19 protein-coding genes and 1 pseudogene are annotated in these 24,086 nt (G+C 75.6%); 13 read left to right on the top strand and 7 right to left on the bottom strand.

What is annotated here, in order from left to right; translation table 11 throughout:
• Positions 1–94: 94 nt before the first annotated feature.
• The 4 genes and pseudogenes from panC to ACFTWP_RS29215 all read right to left on the bottom strand — a co-directional run bounded on the left by panC (position 95) and on the right by ACFTWP_RS29215 (position 4,155).
• Complete coding sequence (gene panC / locus ACFTWP_RS29230; RefSeq protein ID WP_380267908.1) at positions 95–1,003, bottom strand: pantoate--beta-alanine ligase; 909 nt, start codon at positions 1,001–1,003, stop codon at positions 95–97.
• Positions 924–2,004 (bottom strand): annotated as a pseudogene (locus ACFTWP_RS29225) (Rossmann-like and DUF2520 domain-containing protein); the annotation flags it as partial. The gene panC and the pseudogene ACFTWP_RS29225, both read right to left, overlap by 80 nt.
• A gap of 75 nt (positions 2,005–2,079) precedes the next feature.
• Positions 2,080–2,769, bottom strand: a complete 690-nt coding sequence (locus tag ACFTWP_RS29220; RefSeq protein ID WP_380267907.1) for a response regulator — start codon at positions 2,767–2,769, stop codon at positions 2,080–2,082.
• A 168-nt stretch (positions 2,770–2,937) separates the two neighbouring features.
• Positions 2,938–4,155 carry a sensor histidine kinase gene (locus ACFTWP_RS29215; protein ID WP_380267906.1) on the bottom strand — a complete coding sequence of 406 codons (1,218 nt, stop codon included), beginning with the start codon at positions 4,153–4,155 and terminating at the stop codon, positions 2,938–2,940.
• Positions 4,156–4,272: 117 nt separating this feature from the next.
• Here ACFTWP_RS29215 and ACFTWP_RS29210 point away from each other — a divergent pair, with 117 nt between their 5' ends.
• Together ACFTWP_RS29210 and ACFTWP_RS29205 are read left to right on the top strand one after the other, a co-directional pair.
• Positions 4,273–5,286, top strand: a complete 1,014-nt coding sequence (locus ACFTWP_RS29210) for an SAM-dependent methyltransferase (protein ID WP_380267905.1) — start codon at positions 4,273–4,275, stop codon at positions 5,284–5,286.
• A complete protein-coding gene (locus ACFTWP_RS29205) occupies positions 5,283–6,452 on the top strand; it encodes an NADH-quinone oxidoreductase subunit D (protein WP_380267904.1) in 1,170 nt (389 codons plus the stop codon). Before ACFTWP_RS29210 ends, ACFTWP_RS29205 begins: the two co-directional genes overlap by 4 nt.
• 117 nt (positions 6,453–6,569) lie before the next feature.
• Here the strand turns inward: ACFTWP_RS29205 and ACFTWP_RS29200 are convergent, their stop codons facing one another.
• The gene (locus ACFTWP_RS29200) at positions 6,570–7,379 is read right to left on the bottom strand and encodes a hypothetical protein (protein WP_380267929.1); all 810 of its coding nucleotides are present in this window, start codon (positions 7,377–7,379) and stop codon (positions 6,570–6,572) included.
• 327 nt (positions 7,380–7,706) lie between these two features.
• Here ACFTWP_RS29200 and ACFTWP_RS29195 point away from each other — a divergent pair, with 327 nt between their 5' ends.
• The 9 genes from ACFTWP_RS29195 to ACFTWP_RS29155 all read left to right on the top strand — a co-directional run bounded on the left by ACFTWP_RS29195 (position 7,707) and on the right by ACFTWP_RS29155 (position 20,116).
• Complete coding sequence (locus ACFTWP_RS29195) at positions 7,707–8,192, top strand: WXG100 family type VII secretion target (RefSeq protein WP_380267903.1); 486 nt, start codon at positions 7,707–7,709, stop codon at positions 8,190–8,192.
• A gap of 172 nt (positions 8,193–8,364) precedes the next feature.
• Entirely contained in the window at positions 8,365–11,565 is a 3,201-nt protein-coding gene (locus ACFTWP_RS29190; RefSeq protein WP_380267902.1) for a toxin glutamine deamidase domain-containing protein, read from the top strand.
• On the top strand, positions 11,562–12,884 hold the full coding sequence (locus tag ACFTWP_RS29185; RefSeq protein WP_380267901.1) for an SUKH-4 family immunity protein: 1,323 nt from the start codon (positions 11,562–11,564) through the stop codon (positions 12,882–12,884). Before ACFTWP_RS29190 ends, ACFTWP_RS29185 begins: the two co-directional genes overlap by 4 nt.
• 234 nt (positions 12,885–13,118) lie before the next feature.
• The gene (locus ACFTWP_RS29180) at positions 13,119–14,000 is read left to right on the top strand and encodes a glycerophosphodiester phosphodiesterase (RefSeq protein ID WP_380267900.1); all 882 of its coding nucleotides are present in this window, start codon (positions 13,119–13,121) and stop codon (positions 13,998–14,000) included.
• A gap of 165 nt (positions 14,001–14,165) precedes the next feature.
• Entirely contained in the window at positions 14,166–15,128 is a 963-nt protein-coding gene (locus tag ACFTWP_RS29175) for a Ppx/GppA family phosphatase (protein WP_380267899.1), read from the top strand.
• 732 nt (positions 15,129–15,860) lie between these two features.
• On the top strand, positions 15,861–16,664 hold the full coding sequence (locus ACFTWP_RS29170) for a sugar phosphate isomerase/epimerase family protein (protein ID WP_380267928.1): 804 nt from the start codon (positions 15,861–15,863) through the stop codon (positions 16,662–16,664).
• Positions 16,665–16,707: 43 nt separating this feature from the next.
• Positions 16,708–17,469 carry a class I SAM-dependent methyltransferase gene (locus ACFTWP_RS29165; protein ID WP_380267898.1) on the top strand — a complete coding sequence of 254 codons (762 nt, stop codon included), beginning with the start codon at positions 16,708–16,710 and terminating at the stop codon, positions 17,467–17,469.
• A 162-nt stretch (positions 17,470–17,631) separates the two neighbouring features.
• Positions 17,632–19,476: a dihydroxy-acid dehydratase gene (gene ilvD / locus ACFTWP_RS29160; RefSeq protein WP_380267897.1), complete on the top strand. Its 1,845-nt coding sequence runs from the start codon at positions 17,632–17,634 to the stop codon at positions 19,474–19,476.
• A 100-nt stretch (positions 19,477–19,576) separates the two neighbouring features.
• Positions 19,577–20,116, top strand: coding sequence for a hypothetical protein (locus tag ACFTWP_RS29155; protein WP_380267896.1), 540 nt, complete (start codon positions 19,577–19,579; stop codon positions 20,114–20,116).
• A 44-nt stretch (positions 20,117–20,160) separates the two neighbouring features.
• On the opposite strand, the gene ACFTWP_RS29150 is transcribed toward ACFTWP_RS29155, so the two are convergent.
• On the bottom strand, positions 20,161–21,492 hold the full coding sequence (locus tag ACFTWP_RS29150) for a hypothetical protein (RefSeq protein ID WP_380267895.1): 1,332 nt from the start codon (positions 21,490–21,492) through the stop codon (positions 20,161–20,163).
• Positions 21,493–21,749: 257 nt separating this feature from the next.
• The gene (locus tag ACFTWP_RS29145) at positions 21,750–22,181 is read right to left on the bottom strand and encodes a hypothetical protein (RefSeq protein ID WP_380267894.1); all 432 of its coding nucleotides are present in this window, start codon (positions 22,179–22,181) and stop codon (positions 21,750–21,752) included.
• A gap of 324 nt (positions 22,182–22,505) precedes the next feature.
• Here ACFTWP_RS29145 and proC point away from each other — a divergent pair, with 324 nt between their 5' ends.
• Together proC and ACFTWP_RS29135 are read left to right on the top strand one after the other, a co-directional pair.
• Positions 22,506–23,333 (top strand): pyrroline-5-carboxylate reductase, encoded by an 828-nt coding sequence (gene proC, locus ACFTWP_RS29140; RefSeq protein ID WP_380267893.1) that lies wholly within the window; start codon positions 22,506–22,508, stop codon positions 23,331–23,333.
• Positions 23,334–23,372: 39 nt separating this feature from the next.
• Positions 23,373–24,029: an HAD family hydrolase gene (locus ACFTWP_RS29135; RefSeq protein WP_380267892.1), complete on the top strand. Its 657-nt coding sequence runs from the start codon at positions 23,373–23,375 to the stop codon at positions 24,027–24,029.
• Positions 24,030–24,086: the final 57 nt, after the last annotated feature.

Below are 24,086 nucleotides of genomic sequence, written 5' to 3'. Positions count from 1 at the left end.
GCCTCCAGAGGTGAGTGCATGCCTGAGGGTCGGGGGTGGTGCGGGTGGTGCGGGTGCTCGTCCTTCCGTCTTGGCGGACGGGCGGACCGGCGGACTAGCGGACGATGATGCGGACGTTGTCGATCAGGCGGGTCGCCCCCACCTTCGCGGCCACGGCCAGCACCGCCTCGCCCTGGAAGTCGTCCGCCGCTTCGGTGAAGTCGTCGGGGTCGATCAGGGCGAGGTAGTCAAGGGTGACACCTTCGGCGGTGTCCATCACGGCCGAGGCCGCCTCGCGGACCGCCTTCGGGCCCTGCGCGGCCACGTCGCGGCCGGCGAACAGCGCCCGGGAGAGCACCAGGGCCCGCTCGCGCTCCTCCTCGGAGAGGAAGCGGTTGCGCGAGGAACGCGCCAGGCCGTCCTCCTCGCGGACGGTGGGCACGCCGACGACCTCGACGTCGAAGTCCAGGTCGGCCACCATCCGCTGGACGATCGCCAGCTGCTGGGCGTCCTTCTCGCCGAAGAAGGCGAAGTCGGGGTCGGTGATGTGCAGCAGCTTCGCGACCACGGTCAGCATGCCGTCGAAGTGGCCGGGGCGGGTCGCGCCCTCGAACCGCTCGCCCATCGGGCCCGCCGAGAGCCGCACCTGCGGCTCGCCGTTCGGGTAGACCTCCTCGGGGAGCGGGGCGAAGACCACGTCCGCGCCGTTCTCCTCGGCCAGCCGGACGTCGGCGGCCAGCGTCCGCGGGTAGCGGTCGAGGTCCTCGCCGGCGCCGAACTGCAGCGGGTTCACGAAGACCGTCACGGCCACCCGGCCGTCCGCGCCGACCTGCTTGCGGGCCGCCCGGATCAGCGCGGCGTGGCCCTCGTGCAGGGCGCCCATGGTCATCACGACCGCGTTGTCCACCGGCTGCTCGTCCGGCCAGAAGGCGGGCTCGAAGTCGGCGATCGTGTGGGTCAGGGCCGCCTTGCGGACCTTCGGCTCCCGGACCTGCTGCCTGCCGCGCTGGTTCTTGCCCGCCATCAGTGGTTCTCCTCGTTGAGTACGTCCAGCAGCGCCGCCGCCGACTCTTCCTTGAGCGATCCGCCCCGGACCGCCCGCTGCGCCGTGGCCCGGGCCATCGCGCGGTACGCCTGATCGATGTCCGGGGACACCGTACGCAACTGCTCCAGGTGCCGGCGGAGCGTCCCCGCGTCGCCCCGGGCGACCGGGCCGGTCAGGGCCGCGTCGCCGGAGCGCAGACTGTTGTCCAGCGCGGCGCCGAGCAGCGGGCCGAGCAGCCGGCCGGGCTCGGCGACCCCGGCGGTGCGCAGCAGTTCCAGGGCCTGCGCGACCAGGGTGACCAGGTGGTTCGCACCGTGGGCCAGTGCCGTGTGATAGAGCGGGCGGACGTCCTCGGGCACCCACTCGGGCTCGCCGCCCATCTCCACGACCAGCGCCTCCGCCACCGGCCGCAGCTCCTCCGGGGAGGTCACCCCGAACGGGCAGCCGGCCAGCCGGGCCAGGTCCACCGAGGTGCCGGTGAAGGTCATCGCGGGGTGCAGGGCCAGCGGCAGCGCGCCGGCCCGGGTCGCCGGGTCGAGGACGGCCACGCCGTGGGCCCCGGAGGTGTGCACGAGGATCTGCCCCGGGCGCACCGCGCCGGTCGTGGCCAGGCCCCGCACCAGGTCGGCGAGCGCGTCGTCGGGGACGGTCAGCAGGACGAGGTCGGCGGCGGCCAGCACCTGCGGCGGCGTCACCAGGCGCACCCCGGGCAGCAGGGCCTCGGCCCGGCGCCGCGACAGCGCCGAGACGCCGGAGGCGGCGACCACCCGGTGGCCGGCGAGCTGCAGGGCGGCGCCGAGGGCGGGCCCGACCCGGCCGGTGCCGACCACGCCGACCGCGAGGCGGGCGGGGCGGTCGCCGGGATCGGCGGAGCCGGGACGGGCATCGGGGGCCCCGAAGGGGTCGGACGTGCTCACGGCTTGGCGTTCGTCCTCACATTCCGTTCCGGTCCTCTTCGGGTACCAGACGTACCGGGCCATTCTACGGCCGGGCGGCCACCGCCCACCGGGGTGCCCGGGCCCGGCGGCCCCGCCGTGGCCGCCACGCCGCCCCGGCTACTCCCCGGCGCCGGCCCTGACCAGGCCGGCCTCGTAGGCGAGCACGACGGCCTGGACGCGGTCGCGCAGGCCCAGCTTGGCGAGGATGCGGCCGACGTGGGTCTTCACGGTGGCCTCGGACAGCACCAGCCGGGCGGCGATCTCGCTGTTCGAGAGCCCCTGGGCGACCAGCAGGAAGACCTCGCGCTCGCGCTCGGTGAGCGGGGCCAGGGTGTCGGCGCCGGGGCGGGCGCCGACGGTCGGGAGCACCTCGGCGAACCGGTCGATCATGCGGCGGGTGGTGGTCGGGGCGACCACCGCGTCGCCGGCGTGCACCGCGCGGATCGCGGCCACCAGCTCGGTCGGCGGGACGTCCTTCAGGAGGAAGCCGCTGGCGCCGGCCTTCAGCGCCGCGAAGGCGTACTCGTCCAGGTCGAAGGTGGTGAGGATGAGCACGTGCGGTGCGCCCGGCAGCGGGGTGCCCTCGGGGGACAGGCAGATCCGCCGGGTGGCCTGGACGCCGTCCAGGCGGGGCATCCGGACGTCCATCAGGATCACGTCCACCTCGGTGTGCCGCAGCACCTCCAGCGCCTGGGCGCCGTCACCGGCCTCCGCGGTGATCTCGATGTCGCCCTGCGACTGCAGGACCATCCGGAAGCCGGTGCGCAACAGCTCCTGGTCGTCGACGAGCATCACGCGGATGGTCATGGCTCTCCTTCTTGCTGCGGACCGGCGGCCCCGTACGGGCCGGGCTCGGGACCTGCTCGGGACCTGCTCGGACTTGCTCGGACTTGCTGGGGGGACGGCAGGGGACGGGAGGGGACGGGCTGGGAGCGCCCGCCGCCGCGGGGCGGTCGTGGGGTCTGCGGCGGGCGGCTACTTGGCCGCCTTGAGCGGCAGCACCGCCCGGATCCGGAAGCCGCCGCCGGGCCTGGGGCCGATGTCGAGGGTGCCGCTGACCATGCCGACCCGCTCCCGCATGCCGATCAGACCATGCCCGAGACCGTCCGTCCCACCGGTGATCAACTGCTCGTCGGTGGTGCCGCGGCCGTCGTCCTCGATCAGCACGGCCAGCTCCCGCTCGCCGAAGTCGACCGCGACCCTGGCCCGGGCGTCCGGGCCGCCGTGCTTGCGGACGTTGGTCAGCGCCTCCTGGACGATCCGGTAGACCGTCAGCTCCACCCCCCGGGGCAGCTCGCGGGAGTCGCCGGAGGCGCTGAAGTCGACCGGCAGGCCGGCCGTGCGGACCTGGTCCAGCAGGTCCGGCAGCTCCTCCACACCGGGCTGCGGCACGTACTCCTCCGCGGTGCCCGCCGTCCGCAGCACCCCGAGCAGCCGGCGCATCTCCACCAGCGCCTGCCGGCCGGTGGAGGCGATCGTGCCGAGCGCCTCCTTCGCCTGCTGCGGCGAGTTGTCGAGGACGTAGGCGGCGCCGTCGGCCTGCACGATCATCACCGAGACGTTGTGCGCCACCACGTCGTGCAGCTCCCGGGCGATCCGGGCCCGCTCGGCCGCCACCGCGACCTTCGCCTGGGCGTCCCGCTCGCGCTCCAGCCGGGCGGCCCGGTCCTCCAGCTCCACCAGGTACGCCCGCCGCACCCGGGTGAGCCGGCCCCACGCCCAGCAGAGCACGAACGGGGTGGACATCAGGGTCGCCAGCAGCAGGCTCTGCATGACGCTGTAGTGCGGCCCGATCGGCTCGCCCCGGTCGTCCACCGAGCCGGTGGGGAAGCGCCAGAGGGTCAGCGGACCGGCGGCCAGTCCGGCGCCGAGCGCCAACCGGGACGCCCAGGTGGAGCCGAAGGCGGCGCCCGTGTAGGCGAAGACCAGGTACCCGATGCTGGAGGCCGCGGGGTTGACGTCCAGTGCGATCTGGCTGAGACCGAGGGCCACCGCCAGCACCAGCGTGAGGTCCGGGTTGCGGCGCCGGAACACCATCAGGACCGGGACGGCGACCGCGATCAGGTAGTGCACGACCAGTCGCCAGCCGTGTTCGCTGTCGTCCGGCAGCAGGCCTAGGAGCAGCAACAACAGCGCCCAGGCGGAGTCGGCCACCATGGGGTGTCGGCGGAGCCAGGCGTTGAGTCGATGCACAGGTCCAGCCTAGGCAGTCGCGCGGTGCCCCCAGGTCCGCCGGGAGAGCGATCCCGTCTACTCCCTAGGTCGGAGACGAACCCCGGTGCGGGCCCGCGCCGGGTAGCGTCCACCCCCATGACGTGGATGCGGTGGCGGCCTGCCATGGAAGAGGCGCTGTACGGCGCGGAGGGCTTCTACCGCAGGCCGGAGGGCCCGGCCGGGCACTTCCGGACGTCCGTGCACGCCTCGGGGTTGTTCGCCGGGGCGGTGGCCCGGCTGCTCGGGGAGGTGGACGAGCTGCTCGGGCGCCCGCCGGAGCTGGCCCTCGTCGACGTCGGGGCCGGCCGGGGCGAGCTGCTGGCCGGCGTGCTGGCCGCGGTGCCCGCCGAACTGGCCGGGCGGCTGCGCCCCTACGGGGTGGAGCTGGCGGCCCGGCCGCCCGGGCTGCCCGACGCCGTGGTGTGGACGGCGGCGCCGCCCGAGGGGGTGACCGGGCTGCTGTTCGCCAACGAGTGGCTGGACAACGTGCCGCTGGACGTCGCCGAGCTCGACGAGGGCGGGGTGCTGCGCTACCGGGAGGTGGACACCGCGAGCGGGCGGGAGCGGCCGGGCGCCGCCGTGGCGGAGGCCGACCGGCGCTGGGCCGAGCGCTGGTGGCCGGTGCGCGAGCCCGGGGACTTCGTGGAGCTCGGCGGACCCCGGGACGCGGCCTGGGCGGGCGCGGTCGCCACCCTGGAGCGCGGTCTCGCGGTGGCGGTCGACTACGGGCACACGGCCGGGCGGCGGCCGCCGTTCGGCACCCTGGCCGGGTTCCGGGACGGGCGCGAGGTGGCCGCCGTCCCCGACGGCTCCCGCGACGTGACCGCCCACGTGGCGCTGGACGCGGCCGCCGCGCCCGGTGTCCACAGCCTGTGGACGACGCAGCGCGAGGCGCTGCGGGCGCTCGGGGTGAGCGGCGCCCGGCCGCCGCTGGCACTCGCGTCGAGCGACCCCGTGGCGTACCTGCGGGCGCTCGGCGGGGCGGGCGAGGCGGCGGAGCTGACCGACCCGGCGGGGCTGGGCGGCTTCGGATGGCTGGCGCAGCCCGTCCGGATGCCGGGACCGCCGAGCCTGGCGGGGCTCGCGGGATGGCAGACTCTGGTGCCATGAGGGAGACCACGGTCGGCATCGGCGCGGGTGCGGAAAACTTTTCGGGCGAAGCGGGCACCACGGACATGGTGCTCAACATCGGCCCGCAGCACCCGTCCACGCACGGCGTGCTGCGCCTGAAGCTGGTGCTCGACGGCGAGCGGATCGTCTCCGCCGAGCCGGTGATCGGGTACATGCACCGGGGCGCGGAGAAGCTCTTCGAGGCCCGCGACTACCGCCAGATCATCATGCTGGCCAACCGCCACGACTGGCTGTCGGCGTTCTCGAACGAGCTGGGCGTGGTGCTGGCGGTCGAGCGGATGCTCGGCATGGAGGTGCCCGAGCGCGCGGTCTGGATCCGCACCATGCTGGCCGAGCTGAACCGGGTGCTCAACCACCTGATGTTCCTCGGCTCGTACCCGCTGGAGCTCGGCGGGATCACCCCGGTCTTCCACGCCTTCCACGGCCGCGAGGAGCTCCAGCACGTGCTGGAGGAGGCCTCCGGCGGCCGGATGCACTACATGTTCAACCGGGTCGGCGGCCTCAAGGAGGACCTGCCGGCCGGCTGGCTCGGCCGGGTCCGGGCGGCGGTGGCCACGGTCCGCTCGCAGCTGCCGGTCTTCGACGACCTGGTGCTCGGCAACGAGATCTTCCGGGCCCGCACCGCCGGCGTCGGCGTGCTCTCCCGGGAGCACGTCCACGCGTACGGGGTCAGCGGCCCGATCGCCCGGGCCAGCGGCGTGGACCTCGACCTGCGGCGCGACGAGCCCTACCTCGCGTACGGCTCGCAGGAGCTGCGGCAGGTGCTCACCGTGGTCACCCGCGAGGAGGGCGACTGCCTGGCCCGCTTCGAGTGCCTGCTGGAGCAGACGGCCAACTCGCTGGACCTCGCCGACGCCTGCCTGGACAAGCTGGCGACGCTGGCGCCCGGCCCGGTGAACCTGCGGCTTCCCAAGGTGCTCAAGGCCCCGGAGGGCAGCACCTACGCGTGGACCGAGAACCCGCTCGGGATCAACGGCTACTACCTGGTCTCGCGCGGCGACAAGACGCCGTGGCGGCTCAAGCTGCGCTCGGCGTCCTTCAACAACATCCAGGCGCTCACCGAACTGCTGCCCGGCACGCTGGTCGCGGACATGGTGGCGATCCTGGGCTCGATGTTCTTCGTGGTCGGCGACATCGACAAGTAGCACCGGCGGCGGGCCGCCCCCGTGGGGGAGCGGCCCGCCGATCCTCGGCCCGCGGGCCCGGTCGGCCGTGCCCGGGTTCCCCGCCAGCGGTGCTTGGGCTTCTTCGACGCTTCCCCGTCAGCCGTGCTTGGGCTTCTTCGGCGCCGGGTCGGCCGGGTGCGGCGCGACCTTGCGGTCGCCCTTGGTGGCGATCCGCTCCGCGCAGAGGTCGGCCAGCACCCGGTACGCGGCGGGGCCCATCAGCTCGGTGAGCTCGGGGCGGTAGCTGACGTACACCGGGTCGGGGCCGTTGTGCGCCTCCGGGCTGCCGGTGCACCACCAGTGCAGGTCGTGGCCGCCCGGGCCCCAGCCGCGGCGGTCGTACTCGCCGATGGTGACCTGGAGGTAGCGGGTGTCGTCCGGGCGGTCGATCCAGTCGTACGTCCGGCGGACCGGCAGCTGCCAGCAGACGTCGGGCTTGGTCTCCAGCGGCTCCTTGCCCTCCTTCAGGGCCAGGGTGTGCAGGGCGCAGCCCTCACCGCCGGGGAAGCCGGGGCGGTTGAGGAAGATGCAGGCGCCGTCGACCCGCCGGGTCTGGCGGTCGCCGTCCTCGTCGAACATGGTGATACCGCCGTCGACCTTGATCCGGCCCTTGGCGTCGGTGCCGTGCTCGAAGAGTTCCCAGGTCTCCGGGGTGAGCCGCGCGGCGTGGCCGGCCACCCGCTTCTCGTCGTCCTCGTCCGAGTAGTGCGCGCCCAGCGTGCAGCAGCCGTCGGACTCGCCGCGACCGGGCCGGATGCCGTGGCAGCCCTTGCCGAAGATGCAGCTCCAGCGGGAGGTCAGCCAGGTGAGGTCGCAGCGGAAGACCTGCTCGTCGTCGTCGGGGTCGGTGAACTCCACCCAGGCGCGCGGGAAGTCCAGCGGCACCTCCGGGCGCCGACCCGGCATCGCGAGGTCGACCGCGCGGGACTTGGGCTTCTTGGACTTCGCGGGGGATTCGTGCGGGGCGTTCTTCGAGGTCTCTGCTGCTGCCACTCGGCAAGGGTAGAGCCTTTCTGGGGTGTGAATCCGCTCCCGGTCGAGGCATTTGGCATGATTTCGCCGGAAGTCCGCCGCGGTGGGCGGCCGGTGGACGTGAAGGCGGGGTGAAAAGGCCGCCGGGCCCTGCGGCGCCCCCGGCCGGGCGCCCTAGGATGGCGGCCGCCGGAGTCATCCCGCCGGCCGCGCGCAGCGGGCGGCCCCACGGGGTGGGGTCCGCTACGGGGAGGTACGGGGATGGGCAGCGGTGCGGGCACGAGTGGTCCGGGTGCGGGTGGTCCGGGCGCTGCGGGCGGTACGGGTGGTTCGGGCGGTTCGGGGAACGGCGGGTCCGGCCCGGGCGGGCACTTCTCGGTCAAGCCGTGGGAGATGCACGGTGAGGGCCGGGAGTTCGAGCAGATCTCCAACGACTTCGCCCGGGCCGCGCTGGGCCTGGAGCAGTCCCTGGCCGGCCTCGGCGCCCCCTGGGGCCAGGACACCCCGGGCAGTGGCTTCGGCGGCGGCTACCAGGAGGCGCGCGAGACCGTGTTCGGCGCGCTGAACGGCATCGCCGACCGGCTCGGGAAGATCGGTACCGGCCTGCACTCCATGGCCGACCACGCGGCCGACACCGACGCCGGGATCTCGGCGGACTTCGGCCGCGGTGCAACCTCCGCCCCGGCCGGCGCCGTCCACCCCGGCGGGGGATCCGCGGCGGGCGGCGCCCGCGGCTCGGCGGTCTGAGACGGCCGTCGCGCCGTCCCGTTCGTTCGCGCCGTCCCGTTCGTTCGCGCCGTCGCGTTCGCCCGCCGGCACGTCCGTTCGCCTGTACGTCCGTTCGCCTGTAGGTCCGCGCGGCGCGAAGCCGCGTACCGCACGTCGTCTGTCGTCTGTCGTCTGTCGAAGGGGGAAGCGCGTGTCCCGGAAGCTGCCCGAGGAACTCGCCCCGGTGCTGGCCCGGCTCGGCCACAGCTGGCCGCAGGCGGACGAGGACGGACTGCGTCAGGCCGCCGGCCTGTGGCGGGAGTTCGCCGTCGAGGCCGAACGGCTCGGCCGGCGCGGCGGTGCCTCCGCGGGCCGGGTGACGGGGGAGAACTCCGGCCGCGCGGTGGAGGCCTTCGCCGACCACTGGCAGACCTTCAGCGGCCGTGGCCGCGGACACCTGGACGACGCCCAGCAGGCCGCCGAACTGGTCGCGAAGGCCTTCGAGTCGGCCGCTCGGGCCACCGACACCTGCAAGGCCGAACTGGTCGCCACCCTGACCGCGCTCGCCGACGAGCTGAAGAAGGCCGAGGAGCACGCCGCGGCGGCCAAGCAGGCCGCCGCGCAGGTCTCCACCGCCACCGCCGGGGCGCCGCAGACCCAGGGCGTGTTCGGCGCGGTGACGCATGCGGTCGGTGCGGTGTCCGCGGCGGTCAAGAGCGCGGCGGCCGACACCGTCGCGGACGCGGTGCGGACGGTGGCGGTGGAGGCCGCCAGGCTGAAGGTCGCCGGTCTGCTGGACGAACTCGGCCGGGCGATGAAGGCCGCGATGCACGACGCGATGAAGGAGCCGGCGCTCACCGCGCTGACCCGGATCGCCGGCGCCGACGGCGTGGCGCGCGCCCGCGCCGTCGACGTCCCCACCATGTCCGAGGTGATGGCGGCCAAGGGCGGCTTCGACCCGGCGGCGGCCGGCCTGCCCGCCGTCCTCGGCGAGCCGGGCGTGCTCGGCGCCGGCGGCGCCGGCCTGGTCGTCGGACTGGACGAGCACGGCAAGCCGGTGGTCGGGGTCGACGGGCTGACCGTCAAGCTGGACGAGAACGGGAAGCCGGCCCTCGACGAGCAGGGCAACCCGGTCATCCTGCGGGCCGACGGCACCGAGGTGGCGGACCCGGCCGGTCTCACGCTGGTGACCGGCAAGGACGGCAGGCCGGTGGTCGCGGTCGAGGGGCTGAGCGTGCAACTCGACGAGCACGGCAAGCCGGTGGTGGGCGCCGACGGCCGGACCGTCCTGAACGGGCCGGACGGCAAGCCGGTGGTCGCGGTGGACCTCGCCCCGCGCTCGGCCGCCGGCGGCCGGCCCCCGCTCGGCACCGGACTGGACGGCCTGCCGGGTTCGACCCTGCCGGGTTCGGCACTGCCGGGCGCCGAACTCCCCGGCTCCGAACTCCCGGGGTCGGCCCGTCCGGGCTCCCAACCGCCCGGTGCCGGCGGGCCGGGCGCGGTCGTCGACGTGACCGCCGGTGGCGCCGGTGGCCCGGACGTCCGGGTCAGGACCGGCCCGGTGGGTGCGGCCTTCGGCGGCGACGACGGGCCGCCCGGCGGCGCTGCGGGCTCGCCGGGTGCCCGGCCCGAGCGCCCGGCCCCGGCCGGCGGCTCCGGCCACGCGGGCGGCGGCTACGGGCCGGTGGCCGCGCCCTCCGGCGGCTGGGCCCCGGACGGCGCCGCGCAGGCCCCGCTGGCGCCGCCCCGCGGCCCGGGTGCCCCGGTCTCGGTGCGTACCGACTCCGTCCTGGCGCCGCCGGTGCCGGCGGTGGACGCGGGCCTCGGCTCCGGTACCCCCTTCACTCCCGGCCACTCGGCGGGCGGCGCGCCCACCGGTGGCGGTTCGGGCGGGTACGGCTCGGGTGCGGGTGCCGCCCCGGCCGGTGGCGGTGGCGGTGGCGGTGGCGGGTACGGCGTCGCGACGCCGCTGCCGGTGACCGGTGGCGGGAGTTTCGGCACCGGTGGCGGCGTCGGCGGTGGTGGTGGGTTCGGCGGTGGAAGCGTTGGTGCCGGTGCCGGTGCCGGTGCCGGTGCCGGTGGTGGCGCGGCGGCCGGGGCGGGGCACCTGCCGTCCTCCGGCGGGGGCCAGGGCGGAGCCGTGGCCGCTGGCCCCGGCGGTGCTGCCGGTGTGGTCGGGATCCCGGGGGCGTCCGCCCCCGGTGCCGGTGCCGGTGCAGGTGCAGGTGGATCCGGTGCGGGCGGTGCGGGTTCGGCCGCCTCGGGAGCCGGTGCGGTTTTTGGTACGGGGCAGGAGACCAGGCCGGGTACGGGGGCGGGCGGTGTCCGGTCCGGGGCCGGCGCCACCGGCGGGGTGCCGATCGGCACCGCGCCGGTCCTCACCCCCGGCCCCGGCCGCTCCGCGCCCGAGGGCGCCGCCGGCACGGCGGGGCCGGCAGCGGGGGAGGGCCGCCGCCGCGGCGAGCACGGCCCGGGCGAGGGCGCCACGGGCTGGGTCGCGCCGGTCGCCACCGCGCAACTGCTGGCCCTGCAGCTGGCCTCGCGGGCCCGCCGCGGCCCCGGCGGGGAGGAACCGGAGGCCGCCGGACGGATCCGCTGCATCGCCGACAGCCGCCCCTACGGTGTGCCCGGCGGGCTCGGGCCCGTCGACCCGCAGGAGCAGGCCGAACTGGAGCGCCGGGTGCCCAGGGGCACCGACGGGCTGCCCGTCCGGCACCCCGACCCGGCCGCGGGCGGCTGGGCCGAGGTGGTCAACGCCGCGGGCCACCGTGAGCCGGGCCGGGCCAACAACGCCCTGGAGGTGGCCCTCTCGGCGGTGGACACCTTCACCGGCCGCCCGGCCTGCGCCGCGCCGCGGATCCCCACCGAGGGCGCCGCCGGCGAGCGCGGCGGCCGGGACCGTGCGGAGCGCGAACTCGGCGCGCCGTTCCGGGACCTGGGCGAGGGCGCCGAGGCGTTCGAACGGCTGGCCGTCGAGCTGCGCCGGGCCGGCCACGGGGCGCAGGCCGTCCTACTCACCCTCGACGGGTACGGCCGCCCGCACGCCTGGAACGTCGTCAACCACCGGGACACCGTGACCTGGCTGGACCACCAGGCCGGTCGCCAGGGCCCGGTGCCGCTGCACAGTGCGGACCACGGCCTGTGGGCGATCGCGCTCGACCCGGACTGCCGCCCGCTGGACCTCGCCGATTGCCGGTCCCGCCCGACGGCCGCCGCGCCCGCCGCCGATGCGTCGGCCGCCGACGTGCCCGCCACCGTCCCGCCCGCCACCGTCCCGCCCGGCGCCGGCACGCCCGCCGCGGCTGCCGTGTCCGTCGCCGTGCCCGAGACGGCCACCGCGGCGCCCGCCGCCGTGCCCGGAGAGGCCACCGCCGCGACCGCCCCCACCAGCGCTAGGAGCGCCGACTCGTGACCACCCGCGCGCAGGCGGTCGACGCCGCCCACCGTTGGATCAACGGCGAACTCCCCCGTGCGTCCGCCGACGCGGGCACCGGCAGCCGGGCGGTGCACGCCCACGAGTTCGATCTCGGCTGGGTGCTCTGGGCCGATCCCTCCCCGGTCCGGGTGGACCCGCTGACCGGCGAGCGCCGGGCGCCCGAGGAGATCGGCGCGGCCTGCGCGGTGGTGGACCGCGTGAGCGGCGAGCTGAGCGTCTGGCCCTCCGTCCCCGTCCCCGAGGTGGTCCGGCTCTACCGCGACAGCCGGGGCGCCGGCTGCTACGACCCGGCGCTGCCGCCGGCCACCGGCCCGGGCGCCCGGGCCGAACTGACCTACCGTGACGAGCTGGGAGCGGAGCGGACCCTGGCCCTGCGCTCCGGGCCCGGCCTGCCGCACCCCGCGCTGCGGGCCTGGCGACAGCTGCAGTCGGAGGGCGTGCGGGCCGAGGACGTCCTCGCCGTCCACACCGACCTGCGGATCGGCGCGCTGCCCGGTGGCTACTGGGCACACGCGCTGGCCGCCGAACTGCCCACCGCCCGGGTCGGGTTCGACATCCCGTACGGGCCGCGCGCGGACGCCAGGGCGCGGGCCCTGCGGGCGCTGCCCGAGCCGCCGGCGGAGCCGGGGCGGCCCGCGCCCGCGCGGCGCAACCGGGTGCCGTTCCCCCGTTCGGTGCCGGCCGCCCCGGCAGAGCACGGGCGGACCCTGGCGGCCCGGCTGGAGGAGCAGTTCGGCCCGCAGGGCGTCCGCTGCTTCGACCCCGCCGACGTCGGCCGGGCGGACCTGCCGGAGGTGACGGCCCGGACGCTGCTCGCGGTCGGCGTGCCGGTGCTCGTCGAGGGGTACTTCGCGCTGCACCACCCGCTGCCCGACGGCATCGCGGACGGCAGCAGGCCCGGCCGGGTGCTCCCGCCGGTGGCCGAGCACCTGGCGGAGCTGGGGCGTGGCACGCTGGCCACCGTCCGGGCCGGGAGGGAGCTGGTCTCGCAGCTGCTGATCGGCACCGACGGCTGGTCGCTGATCACCGTGGACACCGCACGCGGTGTGGTCCGCGCGGTCGATCCGGACCACGCCACGGCCCGCCACTGCAACGCGGACCTCACCGCCTTCGTCCGCTGCCTGGCCCTGTTCGCGGACTGGCTGCCCCGGGTGCGCGGCCTGCACCCGTACGCCGCCGGTCAGGCCGTCGCCGAGCTCCAGTGGGGGCTGGCGGCGCTCGACCGGACGGTCTTCGAGGACCCGGAGAGCTGGTGGGGGGTGCTGGTCGAGCAGTTCTGGGACGGGCTGTTGTGAACTGACCCCTCCTCGGTGCACCCGCAGCCCCACCTTTACCGGCCGCCGGCACCCGACGGTCCGTCCGGTCCCGCCGGGCCGCCGTTCGGGCGACCGCCGCCGCGCTGCCGGCGGCCGGCCGGCCCCGCGCAGCGCATCATGACCCGTGAAGCGTTCCGTCCGACCAGCTCCCACACCAGCCCCGTTCCGTCCGGGCCCCGCCCGGACGCGCACCACCCGAGCCGGAGCCCCGCCTTGACCGTTCCACCCCGCGCGCACGCGGTCGTCCTCGCCGCCCTGGCGGTGCTCGCCGCGGGCTGCGCCGCGCCGTCCACCGGCCCGGCATCCGCGCCGACACCGCTGCGCGCGCGGTTGGCCGCGGCCCCCAAGGCCTGCGCGCAGCCGGTGGTGATCGGCCACCGGGGTGCGCCCGGGAGCGCGCCGGAGAACACCATGGCCTCCTTCGAGGCGGCCCTGCGCGGCGGCGCCGACTGGCTGGAGACGGACGTGCAGACCACCCGGGACGGGGTGCCGGTGCTGATGCACGACTCCTCCGTCGACCGGGTCACCGACGGCAAGGGCGAGGTGGCCGAGCTGACGGCGGCCCAGATCGCCGGCCTGCGGGTGACCGTCGGCCCGGGCGCCCCGGAGCCCGTGCCCACCCTCGAACAGCTCCTGACCCGGCTGGCCGGCAGCCGGACGCGGCTGCTGATGGAGATCAAGTGGCAGCGGCCCGAGGACGTCCGGCGGATCGCCCGGATCGCGGCGGCCAGCCGGGCCGACGTCGTCCTCTACTCCTTCTCGGCCGCCCACCTGCAGCAGGCGCACGAGGAGGCGCCCCGGTTGCCGCTGGTGCTCATCCAGGGCGCCGGCCTGGCGGATCCGCCGGGCGGCCTGCCGCTGGCCGGGGTGGCGCTGGACGCGGGGCTGGCCACCGCCGGGCGGATCGCGGCCGAGCGCCGGGCCGGGCGGGACGTGTACGTCTGGGTGCTGGACGACGAGCCGTCCTGGCAGGGCATGTCCGACCGGGACGCCTCCGGCCTGATCACCGACGTGCCGGACCGGGCGAGGGCCTGGGTGGACGCCCGCTGCCGCGCACCCCGGACCTACCCGCCGGCTCCGGACGGCGCGCGGTAGCACCGCCCGTCACCGCGGGGGTACCTGACGTACCGGCAGGGCCCGCGCCGGCGCCCCGTCGTCCGTGCCCCGAGCCCGACCCCCCGGCACCCGGAGAACGCGGCCCGGAACCGGGGGCCGCGGCCCAGGACCGGTCGTCGGCGGTATCGCGTAGCGTGGACCGTTATGCGACTCGGTGTTCTAGACGTAGGTTCCAACACCGTCCACTTCCTCGTGGTGGACGCCCATCCCGGGGCCGCCCCGCTGCCCGCGTACTCCCACAAGGCGGAGTTGCGGCTCGCGGAGCTGCTCGACGCCGAGGGCTCGATCAGCGCGGTCGGCGTGGAGAAGCTGATCGACATGGTGTCCTCGTCGATCCGGGTCGCCGAGGACAAGGGCGTCGTGGACGTCCTGCCGTTCGCCACCTCCGCGGTCCGCGAGGCCAGCAACGGTGAGGACGTCCTGCGGCGGGTCGCCGAGGAGACCGGCGTGGAGCTGCGGGTGCTCTCCGGCCAGGACGAGGCGCGGCTCACCTTCCTGGCCGTCCGGCGCTGGTTCGGCTGGTCCTCGGGCCGCCTGCTCAACCTCGACATCGGCGGCGGCTCGCTGGAGATCGCCTGCGGTCTGGACGAGCAGCCCGACGTCGCCTGCTCCCTGCCGCTCGGCGCGGGGCGGCTCACCGCCGGCTGGCTGCCCGGGGACGTCGCCGACCCGGACGACCTGCGCCGGCTCAGACGCCACATCCGGGCCGAGATCGCCGGCGTGGCGGGCGAGATCGCCCGGCTCGGGCCGCCCGACCACGCGGTGGCCACCTCCAAGACCTTCAAGCAGCTGGCCCGGATGACCGGCGCCGCTCCCGCCGACGCCGGCCAGTACACCGCCCGCAAGCTGCCCCGGGCGGGCCTGTCGGCCTGGGTGCCCCGGCTCTGCGCCATGTCGGTGGCCGACCGGGCGCGGATCCCGGGCGTCTCGCCGGGCCGGGCCCGGCAGTTGCTGGCCGGCGCGCTGGTGGCGGAGGCCGCGATGGACATCTTCGGCCTGGCCGAGCTGGACATCTGTCCGTGGGCGCTGCGCGAGGGCATCATCCTGCGCCGCCTCGACACCCTGCACAGCCCGGCCGACCGTCACCGGGCGGCCCTCACCACCTGACGGCACCTGCCCGGTCCGTGACGTTCGTCGCCTACGTCCCGTTCCGGGCCGTGTCCGCATACGCTGTGTCCCGTGGCGCAACCAGCGGACGAGGACGGTACGCAGGAGGGCCGCGCTGCCGCTGCTGGGCAGCCGCGGCCGGACGGCCCGCGCCGGGTCCGGGCCGGCACCGCCGCCCGGCGGACGGTCGAGGCCGCCTCCCGGACGGCCAGGACGGTGAAGTCCGCGACCGGCGGCAGGGCCGGCCGGAAGGCCGCGGCGGCGCAGGCCGCCCCGCCCGGCCGGGCCCGTCCCGGGGAGCCTGCGGACGCACCCACCGGAGAGCCCGCGGGATCCTCGACGGGAGAGGCCGCCGGAGCAGCGACCGGAGATCCGGCGGCGGCCGTACCCGCGATGGCGGCCGAGCCGCCCAGGCCGGCCAAGGCGGCCAGGGCACCGAAGGCCGGGAGGGCGGCCAGGGCCGCCCGGGCCGGGAAGGCGGTCGAGGGGTCGAAGCAGCCGCGGGGCCGTTCCGGCGATCCGGCCGGCAGCGACCCGGCCGGCACCGAGCCTGCCGGCACCGAGCCCGCCGGGGCCCCGCGCCAGGAGGCCAAGGCGCCCCGGACACCCGCGAAGGCCGCCGTGAAGCGCGCGGTGCGGACGGTCGGCGCGGTCAAGGCGGCGAAGCGCGCCGCCCGCACGGCGCCCCTGCTGCGCACCACCGACCGGCTGGTCCTGCCCTCCCACCCGGCCCTGCACATCCCCGACACCAAGGTCGCCCTGTCCACCGCCTCGGTGTACCCGGAGTCCACCTCGGTGGCCTTCGAGCTGGCCGAGAAGCTGGGCTACGACGGCGTCGAGGTGATGGTCTGGAACGACCCGGTCAGCCAGGACGTCGAGGCGCTGCGCCGGCTCTCCGACGCCCACCGGATGCCGATCCTGGCCGTCCACGCGCCCTGCCTGCTGATCACCCAGCGGGTGTGGACCACCGACCCGTGGACCAAGCTGGTCCGGGCCCGCGCGGCGGCCGAGAAGCTCGGCGCGAGCGCCGTGGTCGTGCACCCGCCGTTCCGCTGGCAGCGGCAGTACGCCCGCGACTTCGTCGAGGGCATCGACCGGATGGCGGGCGAGACGGACGTCCGCTTCGCCGTCGAGAACATGTACCCGTGGCGGTACCGCGACCGCGAGATGCTCGCCTACTCGCCCGGCTGGGACGTCACGGAGGAGGAGTACCGGCACTTCACCATCGACCTGTCGCACGCCTCCACCTCCCGGATCGACGCGATGGAGATGGTCCGGCGGATGGGCGGGCGGCTGGCCCACATCCACCTGGCCGACGGCTCCGGTTCCGGCAAGGACGAGCACCTGATCCCCGGCCGGGGCAGCCAGCCCTGCGCCGAGCTCCTGGAGCACCTGGCCCGGACCGGCTTCGACGGCCACGTGGTCCTGGAGGTCAACACCCGCCGCTCCGCGTCCCCCGCCGAACGCGAGGCCGACCTCGCCGAGGCGCTCGCCTTCACCAGGCTCCACCTGGCCACCCCGGCCCGCGTACGCTGAGGGTGCGCCGCATGCGTGCGAACCATCGCTCCGAGGGGGAGACTTGACCGACTTTCAGACTCTTGCGTCATCCTTCGGCTCGGTCGCCGAGGAGTACGACCGGGCCCGGCCCTCCTACCCGGACGCGCTCTTCGACGAGCTGGAGCGGCTGGCCGGCCGTCCGCTGAAGGGCGCGAACGTGCTGGACGTCGGGGCGGGCACCGGCATCGCCACCCGGCTGCTGGCCGGGCGCGGCGCCCGGGTGACCGCCGTCGAGCCCACCCCGGGGATGGCCAGGCAGCTGCACGCGGTCTCGCCGGAGCTGCCGCTGGTCCGGGGCGACGGCAACGACCTGCCGTTCCACGACTCCACCGCGGACCTGGTCACCTACGCCCAGGCCTTCCACTGGACGGACCCGGCCCGCTCGATCCCCGAGGCGATCCGGGTGCTGCGCCCGGGCGGCGCGCTCGCCACCTGGTGGAACGTCAAGGACAGCTCGGTCGGCTGGGTCCGGGCGATGGGCACCCGGCTCGCCGAGGCGCTGCAGGGCTCCTACCACGCCTACGGCGCGGTGAACGAGATCATCGGCCGGCTGGAGCCCTACGACCTGCGGGTGGGCACGGCCGTGCTGCGCTGGGAGCGCCGGATCACCGTCGACCAGGTGATCACCGACCTCACCTCGCGCTCCTACCTCGCCGCCCTCACCCCCGAGCGGCGCGAGCCGCTGCTGGCCGTCGAGCGGGCGGCGCTGCTCGCCGAGTTCCCGGACGGCTGGGTCGTCGAGCCGTACGTCCTGGACCTCACGGTCGCCGTCACCGAGGGCTGACCGACCGGCCCCGCCCGGGGTCGCGGCGCGACCCGCGCTGACCGCATCGCGGACGGAGCGTCCGCGCGCTGGGCCCGGGGCGTACGCTCGATAGCTACCAGCGGCCCTGCACCCTCCCACCAGCGCAGTCGGCCGCAGCAGCCTCCGAAGGAGTGGAGCACAGTGCCCGAGCTGAAGTCCCGTACGGTCACCCACGGTCGCAACATGGCAGGCGCCCGGGCGCTTCTCCGGGCGGCCGGCGTAGCCCGCGAGGACTTCGGCAAGCCGATCATCGCGGTGGCCAACTCCTTCACCGAGTTCGTGCCGGGCCACACCCACCTGCAGCCGGTCGGCCGGATCGTCTCCGAGGCGATCAAGGAGGCCGGCGGCATCCCGCGCGAGTTCAACACCATCGCGGTGGACGACGGCATCGCGATGGGCCACGCCGGCATGCTGTACTCGCTGCCCTCGCGCGACCTGATCGCCGACTCGGTCGAGTACATGGTCAACGCGCACTGCGCGGACGCCCTGATCTGCATCTCCAACTGCGACAAGATCACCCCCGGCATGCTGATGGCCGCGCTGCGCCTCAACATCCCGACGGTCTTCGTCTCCGGCGGCCCGATGGAGGCCGGCCAGGCCGTCCTGGTCGACGGCACCGTCCGCAAGCTCGACCTGGTCAACGCGATCTCCGACGCCGTCAACGAGAACGTCTCGGACGAGGACATCGCGATCATCGAGGAGAACGCCTGTCCGACCTGCGGGTCGTGCTCGGGCATGTTCACCGCCAACTCGATGAACTGCCTCACCGAGGCGATCGGCCTCTCGCTGCCCGCCAACGGCTCGGTGCTGGCCACCCACACCGCCCGCCGGGCGCTGTACGAGGACGCCGGCCGGAACATCGTCGAGATCACCAAGCGGCACTACCACCAGGACGACTACAGCGTCCTGCCGCGCAACATCGCCACCCGCGCCGCGTTCGAGAACGCCATGGCGCTGGACATCGCGATGGGCGGCTCCACCAACACGATCCTGCACCTGCTCGCCGCGGCCCAGGAGGCCGAGGTCGACTTCGACATGCGGGCCATCGACGCCATCTCGCGCAAGGTGCCCTGCTTGTCCAAGGTCGCGCCGAACGGCAAGTACTACATGGAGGACGTCCACCGGGCCGGCGGCGTGCCCGCCATCCTGGGCGAGCTCTACCGCGGCGGGCTGCTCAACGAGGACGTGCACACCGTGCACTCCGCCTCGCTCGACGAGTGGCTGAAGACCTGGGACATCCGCGGCGGCTCGCCGTCGCAGAAGGCCGTCGAGCTGTTCCACGCCGCCCCCGGCTGCGTCCGCTCCGCCACCGCCTTCTCGCAGTCCGAGCGCTGGGACACCCTGGACACCGACGCCGCCGGCGGCTGCATCCGCAGCGTGGAGCACGCGTACTCGGTCGAGGGCGGCCTCGCGGTGCTCTACGGCAACCTCGCCGAGGACGGCTGCATCGTGAAGACGGCCGGCGTCGACGAGTCGATCTGGACCTTCAGCGGCCCGGCCGTGGTGCTGGAGTCCCAGGAGGACGCGGTCGACGCCATCCTGACCAAGCGGGTCAAGGAGGGCGACGTGGTGGTCATCCGCTACGAGGGCCCCAAGGGCGGCCCGGGCATGCAGGAGATGCTCTACCCGACCTCCTTCCTCAAGGGCCGCGGGCTCGGCAAGGCCTGCGCGCTGATCACCGACGGCCGGTTCTCCGGCGGCACCTCCGGCCTCTCGATCGGCCACGCCTCGCCCGAGGCGGCCTCCGGCGGCACCATCGCGCTGGTCGAGGACGGCGACATCATCGCGATCGACATCCCGGCCCGGACGGTCGACCTGCAGGTCTCCTTCGAGGAGCTGCACGAGCGCCGGCTGAAGCTGGAGGCCGAGGGCGGCTACCGGCCGAAGAACCGCGAGCGCGAGGTCAGCCAGGCGCTCAAGGCGTACGCGGCGATGGCCACCTCGGCCGACAAGGGAGCCGTCCGGGACGTCAGCAAGCTCGGCTGACCCGGCCCGGCCCCACCGGCACGCGAACGACGCGGGAGCCGCCCCGACCTCCGGGGCGGCTCCCGCCGCGTTCGCCCGGCGCCGGGTGATAATCGGACTCGTGAACGACGCTCCCGCCCCCAGTCCCGGCTCCGCCGCCGCGCCCGCCGGCGCCCCCGAACCGGCGGCGATCCGCTGGTTCGGCACCAGCTGGGTCGCGCGCGGCTCCGACTACCGGCGGCGCCGCGTCCTCGTCCCCGTCGGCGCCCTGCTCGCGGCCGCCGCCGGGGCGCTGCTGCTGCGCTTCGGCGTCGAGGGCGTGCGGATGTCCGACGCCGGGACCCTCGTCGACGGCCTGCTGGTCGCGGCCATCGCGATCTGCTCCTGCCTGGCGGCCCTGCGCACCTGGAAGCTGCTGAGCGAGGGCAGGGACGCGCTCACCGGCTGGATGGCCGAGGACAAGTCGCTCGGCGCGGTCTGGATCATCGGCGGGGTCGGATCCCTGCTCGCCTACTTCGCCCGCAGCCTGGTGGAGGCCCCCGGCGAGGCCGTCGAGCGGGCCCGTTACCAGCAGGCCGCCGAGCGCTACGAGCGCCGCCAGGCGGGCCGCAGCCGCCGGCCGGACACCAGGGGCCCCGGCCGCGGCGGCCGTCGGCGCTGAGCGCCCGGCAGGATCCTGCCGGGCGCGGATCCGCCCGACAGGCCCTAGCTCCGGCTGACCGAGCCGCAGGCGGGTTCGGCGCCCGGGGCGCCCTCGGGCAGCGACTTGCTCCGGTCGTAGGGGTCGGTGGTCGGCCCGGACGGCTTCGGCGCACCCGGCAGGGCCGGCTTCGCGAACTGCTTGAACTGCGGGTGGTAGAAGCCGTCGTAGACGAAGCAGGCGCTGTTGCCGGCCTCGCTGTCGTACTTCTCCAGGCTGAGCTTCTGCGTGCTGATCCGGTACCTGGCCGGGTCGTAGAACCGGAACACGGCCGTGCGCCGCACGACGGTGCGGGCGGTCCGGGTGCTCCCGTCCACCCCGTCGGCGACGCGGGTGGTCCAACCCACCGGCTTCGGGGCGTCCGGGGCCGGCGGCGCGGCGGGGTCGGCGCTCGCCCGGGGCTTCTCGCTGGGCAGTTCCCGACCGGCCTCCGGGCCGGGGCGCAGCGCGTACACGAAGGTGTAGTCGGTGACGATCCGGACGCCCCGCTCGCCGTCGCCCTCGATGCTCATCCGCCCCTGGATCCGGACGTCGGAGACCGGGACGGCGTCGCGCGGGTCGAATCGGCTGACCAGCCAGGTCGGGTCGTGGGTGGCGTCCGGGTGGGCCAGCGACTTGGCGAGCGGGTCCTGGTACTCCCGGTTCAGCAGGTCCAGCGCGCCCTGCGGGTGGCCGCCCGCGATCACCGCAGGGTCCAGGTTGGCCGCGGTCAGGAAGGCCTTCACCAGCGCGAGCTGGCCCGCGACCTGCTCGGAGTCGAACGCCCCGACCGCCTGGGCCGGCGGCAGCACGATCGCGTCCGGGCCGGCCGGCCAGCCCTCGGCGGGCGAGCCCGCCCAGGGGCGGTCGACGGTGGGGGTCAGCTCGGCGACCGGTGGCGGCGCGGCGGTGGGCTGGGCCGTCTCCGGGCCGACCACGGGGGCGGTGGCGCGCGGACCGGGGGATCCGGCGCCGTCGAACCAGTCGCGCAGGGCGCCGAGGTTGAGCACGGCGAGCAGCAGGCCGATGGTGAGGAGCACGATCAGCGGGGTGCGCCGGTCCCGCTTCGGGCGGTCGCCGCCCCACGGGTCGACCGGCTTCGGTGCGCGGCGCAGCCGCAGCCGCAGCCGGCGCCGGGGTCGGGGCGGGGTCGGGTCGAGGACGGTGCGGCGCGCCCCCGGGTCCACCGGCGGCTGGTCCTTCCAGCGCGCGGCGAGCATCCGGGTACGCCCGCTCTGCTCCCTGACGGTGGCACCCCGGACGAACGTCTCGTCCAGGACGAGGTTCTCGAACGGGTCGCTCCCGCCCGGCTCGGACCCCTCGGACGATCGGGGATCCGGATCTTCGGCTATCGGCATCGCGTCAGTATGCCGACGGTCGGTGACAACCGGGTGATCGGGGGGACAAGTCCTGGTGGGAGCAGGTCGGTTCGGCCCGTTGGTGCCGTTCTGTCCGGCCGCGCGGGCCGTGCGGGCCGTCGTGCGGGCCGTCGTGCGGGCGTCCGGGGGCATGACGGGGCGTCCGGCGGCCGTGCCCCAGTCGTCGTGCGCCGGCGGGGCGTCCGGCGGCCGGACGCCCCGTCAGGTCCGACCCGCCCGGCCGTCGTCCGCCGGCGTCACTTCCCGCGGGCCTGCTTCACCGAGCCCACCACGCCCGCGATCGCGAGCAGCAGTCCCGCGGGCAGCAGCGACACCAGGAAGGCGCCGATCAGGCTCGCGTCCCCGAGGATCGTCTGCGCCAGCGTGTTGAGGACGAGCAGGGCCCCCGCGGCCGGCATCGCGGCCTGCCAGGGGTGTTCGCCGGCCCAGCGCCGGATCCGCCGGTCCCCGGTGTCGCGGCGCAGGCTGCCGCCCACCGTGCCGACCAGGAAGAAGAAGAACAGGGCCCAGCCGGCCGGACCGGCCAGGATGTCCAGCGACCAGTGCCCGGTGATCACGTTCACGCCGAGCGCCGCACCGCCCACCACCGCACCGACGCCTGCGGCCGTCTTCCACGGGCCCATCGTCGCGGAGGCGACGGCGAGCTGCTGGTTTTCGCGTCGGGTCAAGTCTCCGTGTGCCATGTCTCCACGGTGCTCCGCCGGGATGCCGGAAGCCATAGGGGAGAACCCCGAGTTTCCCCCTACGGAGCCGGCTGTCCGGCGGGGCCGCGCTCCGGACGCCCCGGGTGCCGACCGGACGGCCCCGCGATGCCCGGGGCCCGCCCGGCAGCCCGCCCCGGAGGCCCCCGAACGCCCCGCTCCCGGAACGCTGTTCGAGGGCTGAGACGGCCGGGCCCGACCCTGCCCACGGGCTGGACGGACACCCGCCCGCGCCGCCGCCGGTGCGAGGATGGCCGCAGCACCGAGTCGGGACGGTACGAAGGAGCGGCCATGAGCAGCAGCGCAGCACACGGACAGAAGATCGCCTTCCTCGGCACCGGAAAGATCGGCGAGGCGCTGCTCTCGGGCCTGCTGCGGGCCGGCACGGACCCGGCGGACGTCCTGGTCACCGCACGCCGCCCGGAGCGTGCGGCCGAACTCGTCGAGAAGTACGGCGTGGGCGTGGTGACCAACGCGGAGGCGGCCAAGCTCGCCGACACCCTGATCCTCGCGGTGAAGCCCCAGGACATGGGCACCCTGCTGGAGGAGCTGGCCCCGCACGTCGGCACCGACCGGCTGGTCATCTCGGCGGCGGCCGGCATCCCCACCCGCTGGTTCGAGGCCCGCCTCGCGGTCGGCACCCCGGTGGTCCGGGTGATGCCCAACACGCCGGTGCTGGTGGACGAGGGCATGTCCGTGATCTCCGGCGGTTCGCACGCCACCGAGGCGCACCTGGAGCGCGCGGAGGCGATCTTCCGCTCGGTCGGCAAGGCCCTGCGGCTGCCCGAGACGCAGCAGGACGCGGCGACCGCGCTGTCCGGCTCCGGCCCGGCGTACTTCTACTTCCTGGTCGAGGCGATGACGGACGCGGGCATCCTGCTCGGCCTGCCCCGGCACGTCGCCCACGACCTGATCGTGCAGTCGGCGATCGGCGCGTCGGTGATGCTGCGCGACTCCGGCGAGCACCCGGTGAAGCTGCGCGAGGCCGTCACCTCCCCGGCCGGCACCACCATCGCGGCCATCCGCGAGCTGGAGAACCACGGTGTCCGGGCGGCCCTGCTCGGCGCGCTGGAGGCGGCCCGCGACCGCTCCCGGGAGCTGGCCTCCGGCGGCAAGTGAGCAGGCCGGCGCGGGCGCCGGCGGCAGTAGGCTCGCGGGGTGAGCTACGACCTGGTGATCTTCGACAATGACGGCGTCCTCGTGGACAGCGAGCCGGTCTCCAACCGGCTGCTGGCCGAGTACCTGACCGAACTGGGCTTCCCGACCACGATCGAGGACTCCTACCGGGACTTCATGGGCACCGCCGCCCACCGGGTGCACGACGTGATCGGGGAGCGCTACGGCGCCACCCTGCCCGCGGACTTCGACGAGCTCTTCCACGCCCGCGTCTTCGACGCCTTCGCGGCCGAGCTCACCGCCGTCCGCGGCGCGGAGCAGCTGCTCGGGGAGCTGCGGCGCAGCTCCGTCCCGTACTGCCTGGCGTCCTCCGCCCACCACGCCTGGATCCGTACCGCCCTCGACCTGACCGGCCTGCGCGGGTACTTCGCCGAGGAGCGGATCTTCAGTGCGCAGGACGTCGGCGTCGGCAAGCCCGCCCCGGACCTCTTCCTGCACGCGGCCCGCACGCTGGGCGCCGACCCGGCCCGCTGCCTGGTGGTGGAGGACAGCGTGAACGGCGTGCTGGCCGCCCGCGCGGCCGGGATGGACGTCTACGGCCACGCCGCCCTCACCGACCCGGTGAAGCTCACCGCGGCCGGCGCGACCGGGCTGGTCGGCGAGCTCTCGGAGGTCGCCGCCCTGGTCGGACGCGGCTGAGGCGCACGGAGCGCCGATGAGGCGGGCCGGGCCCCGGGCCGGGGCGGGCGGCGGCGG

Source organism: Kitasatospora sp. NPDC057015 (genome assembly GCF_042673745.1).
Taxonomy (GTDB): domain Bacteria; phylum Actinomycetota; class Actinomycetes; order Streptomycetales; family Streptomycetaceae; genus Kitasatospora.
The sequence above is the reverse complement of the archived record's forward strand: the minus strand, read 5'-3'. Positions and strand labels throughout refer to the sequence as shown.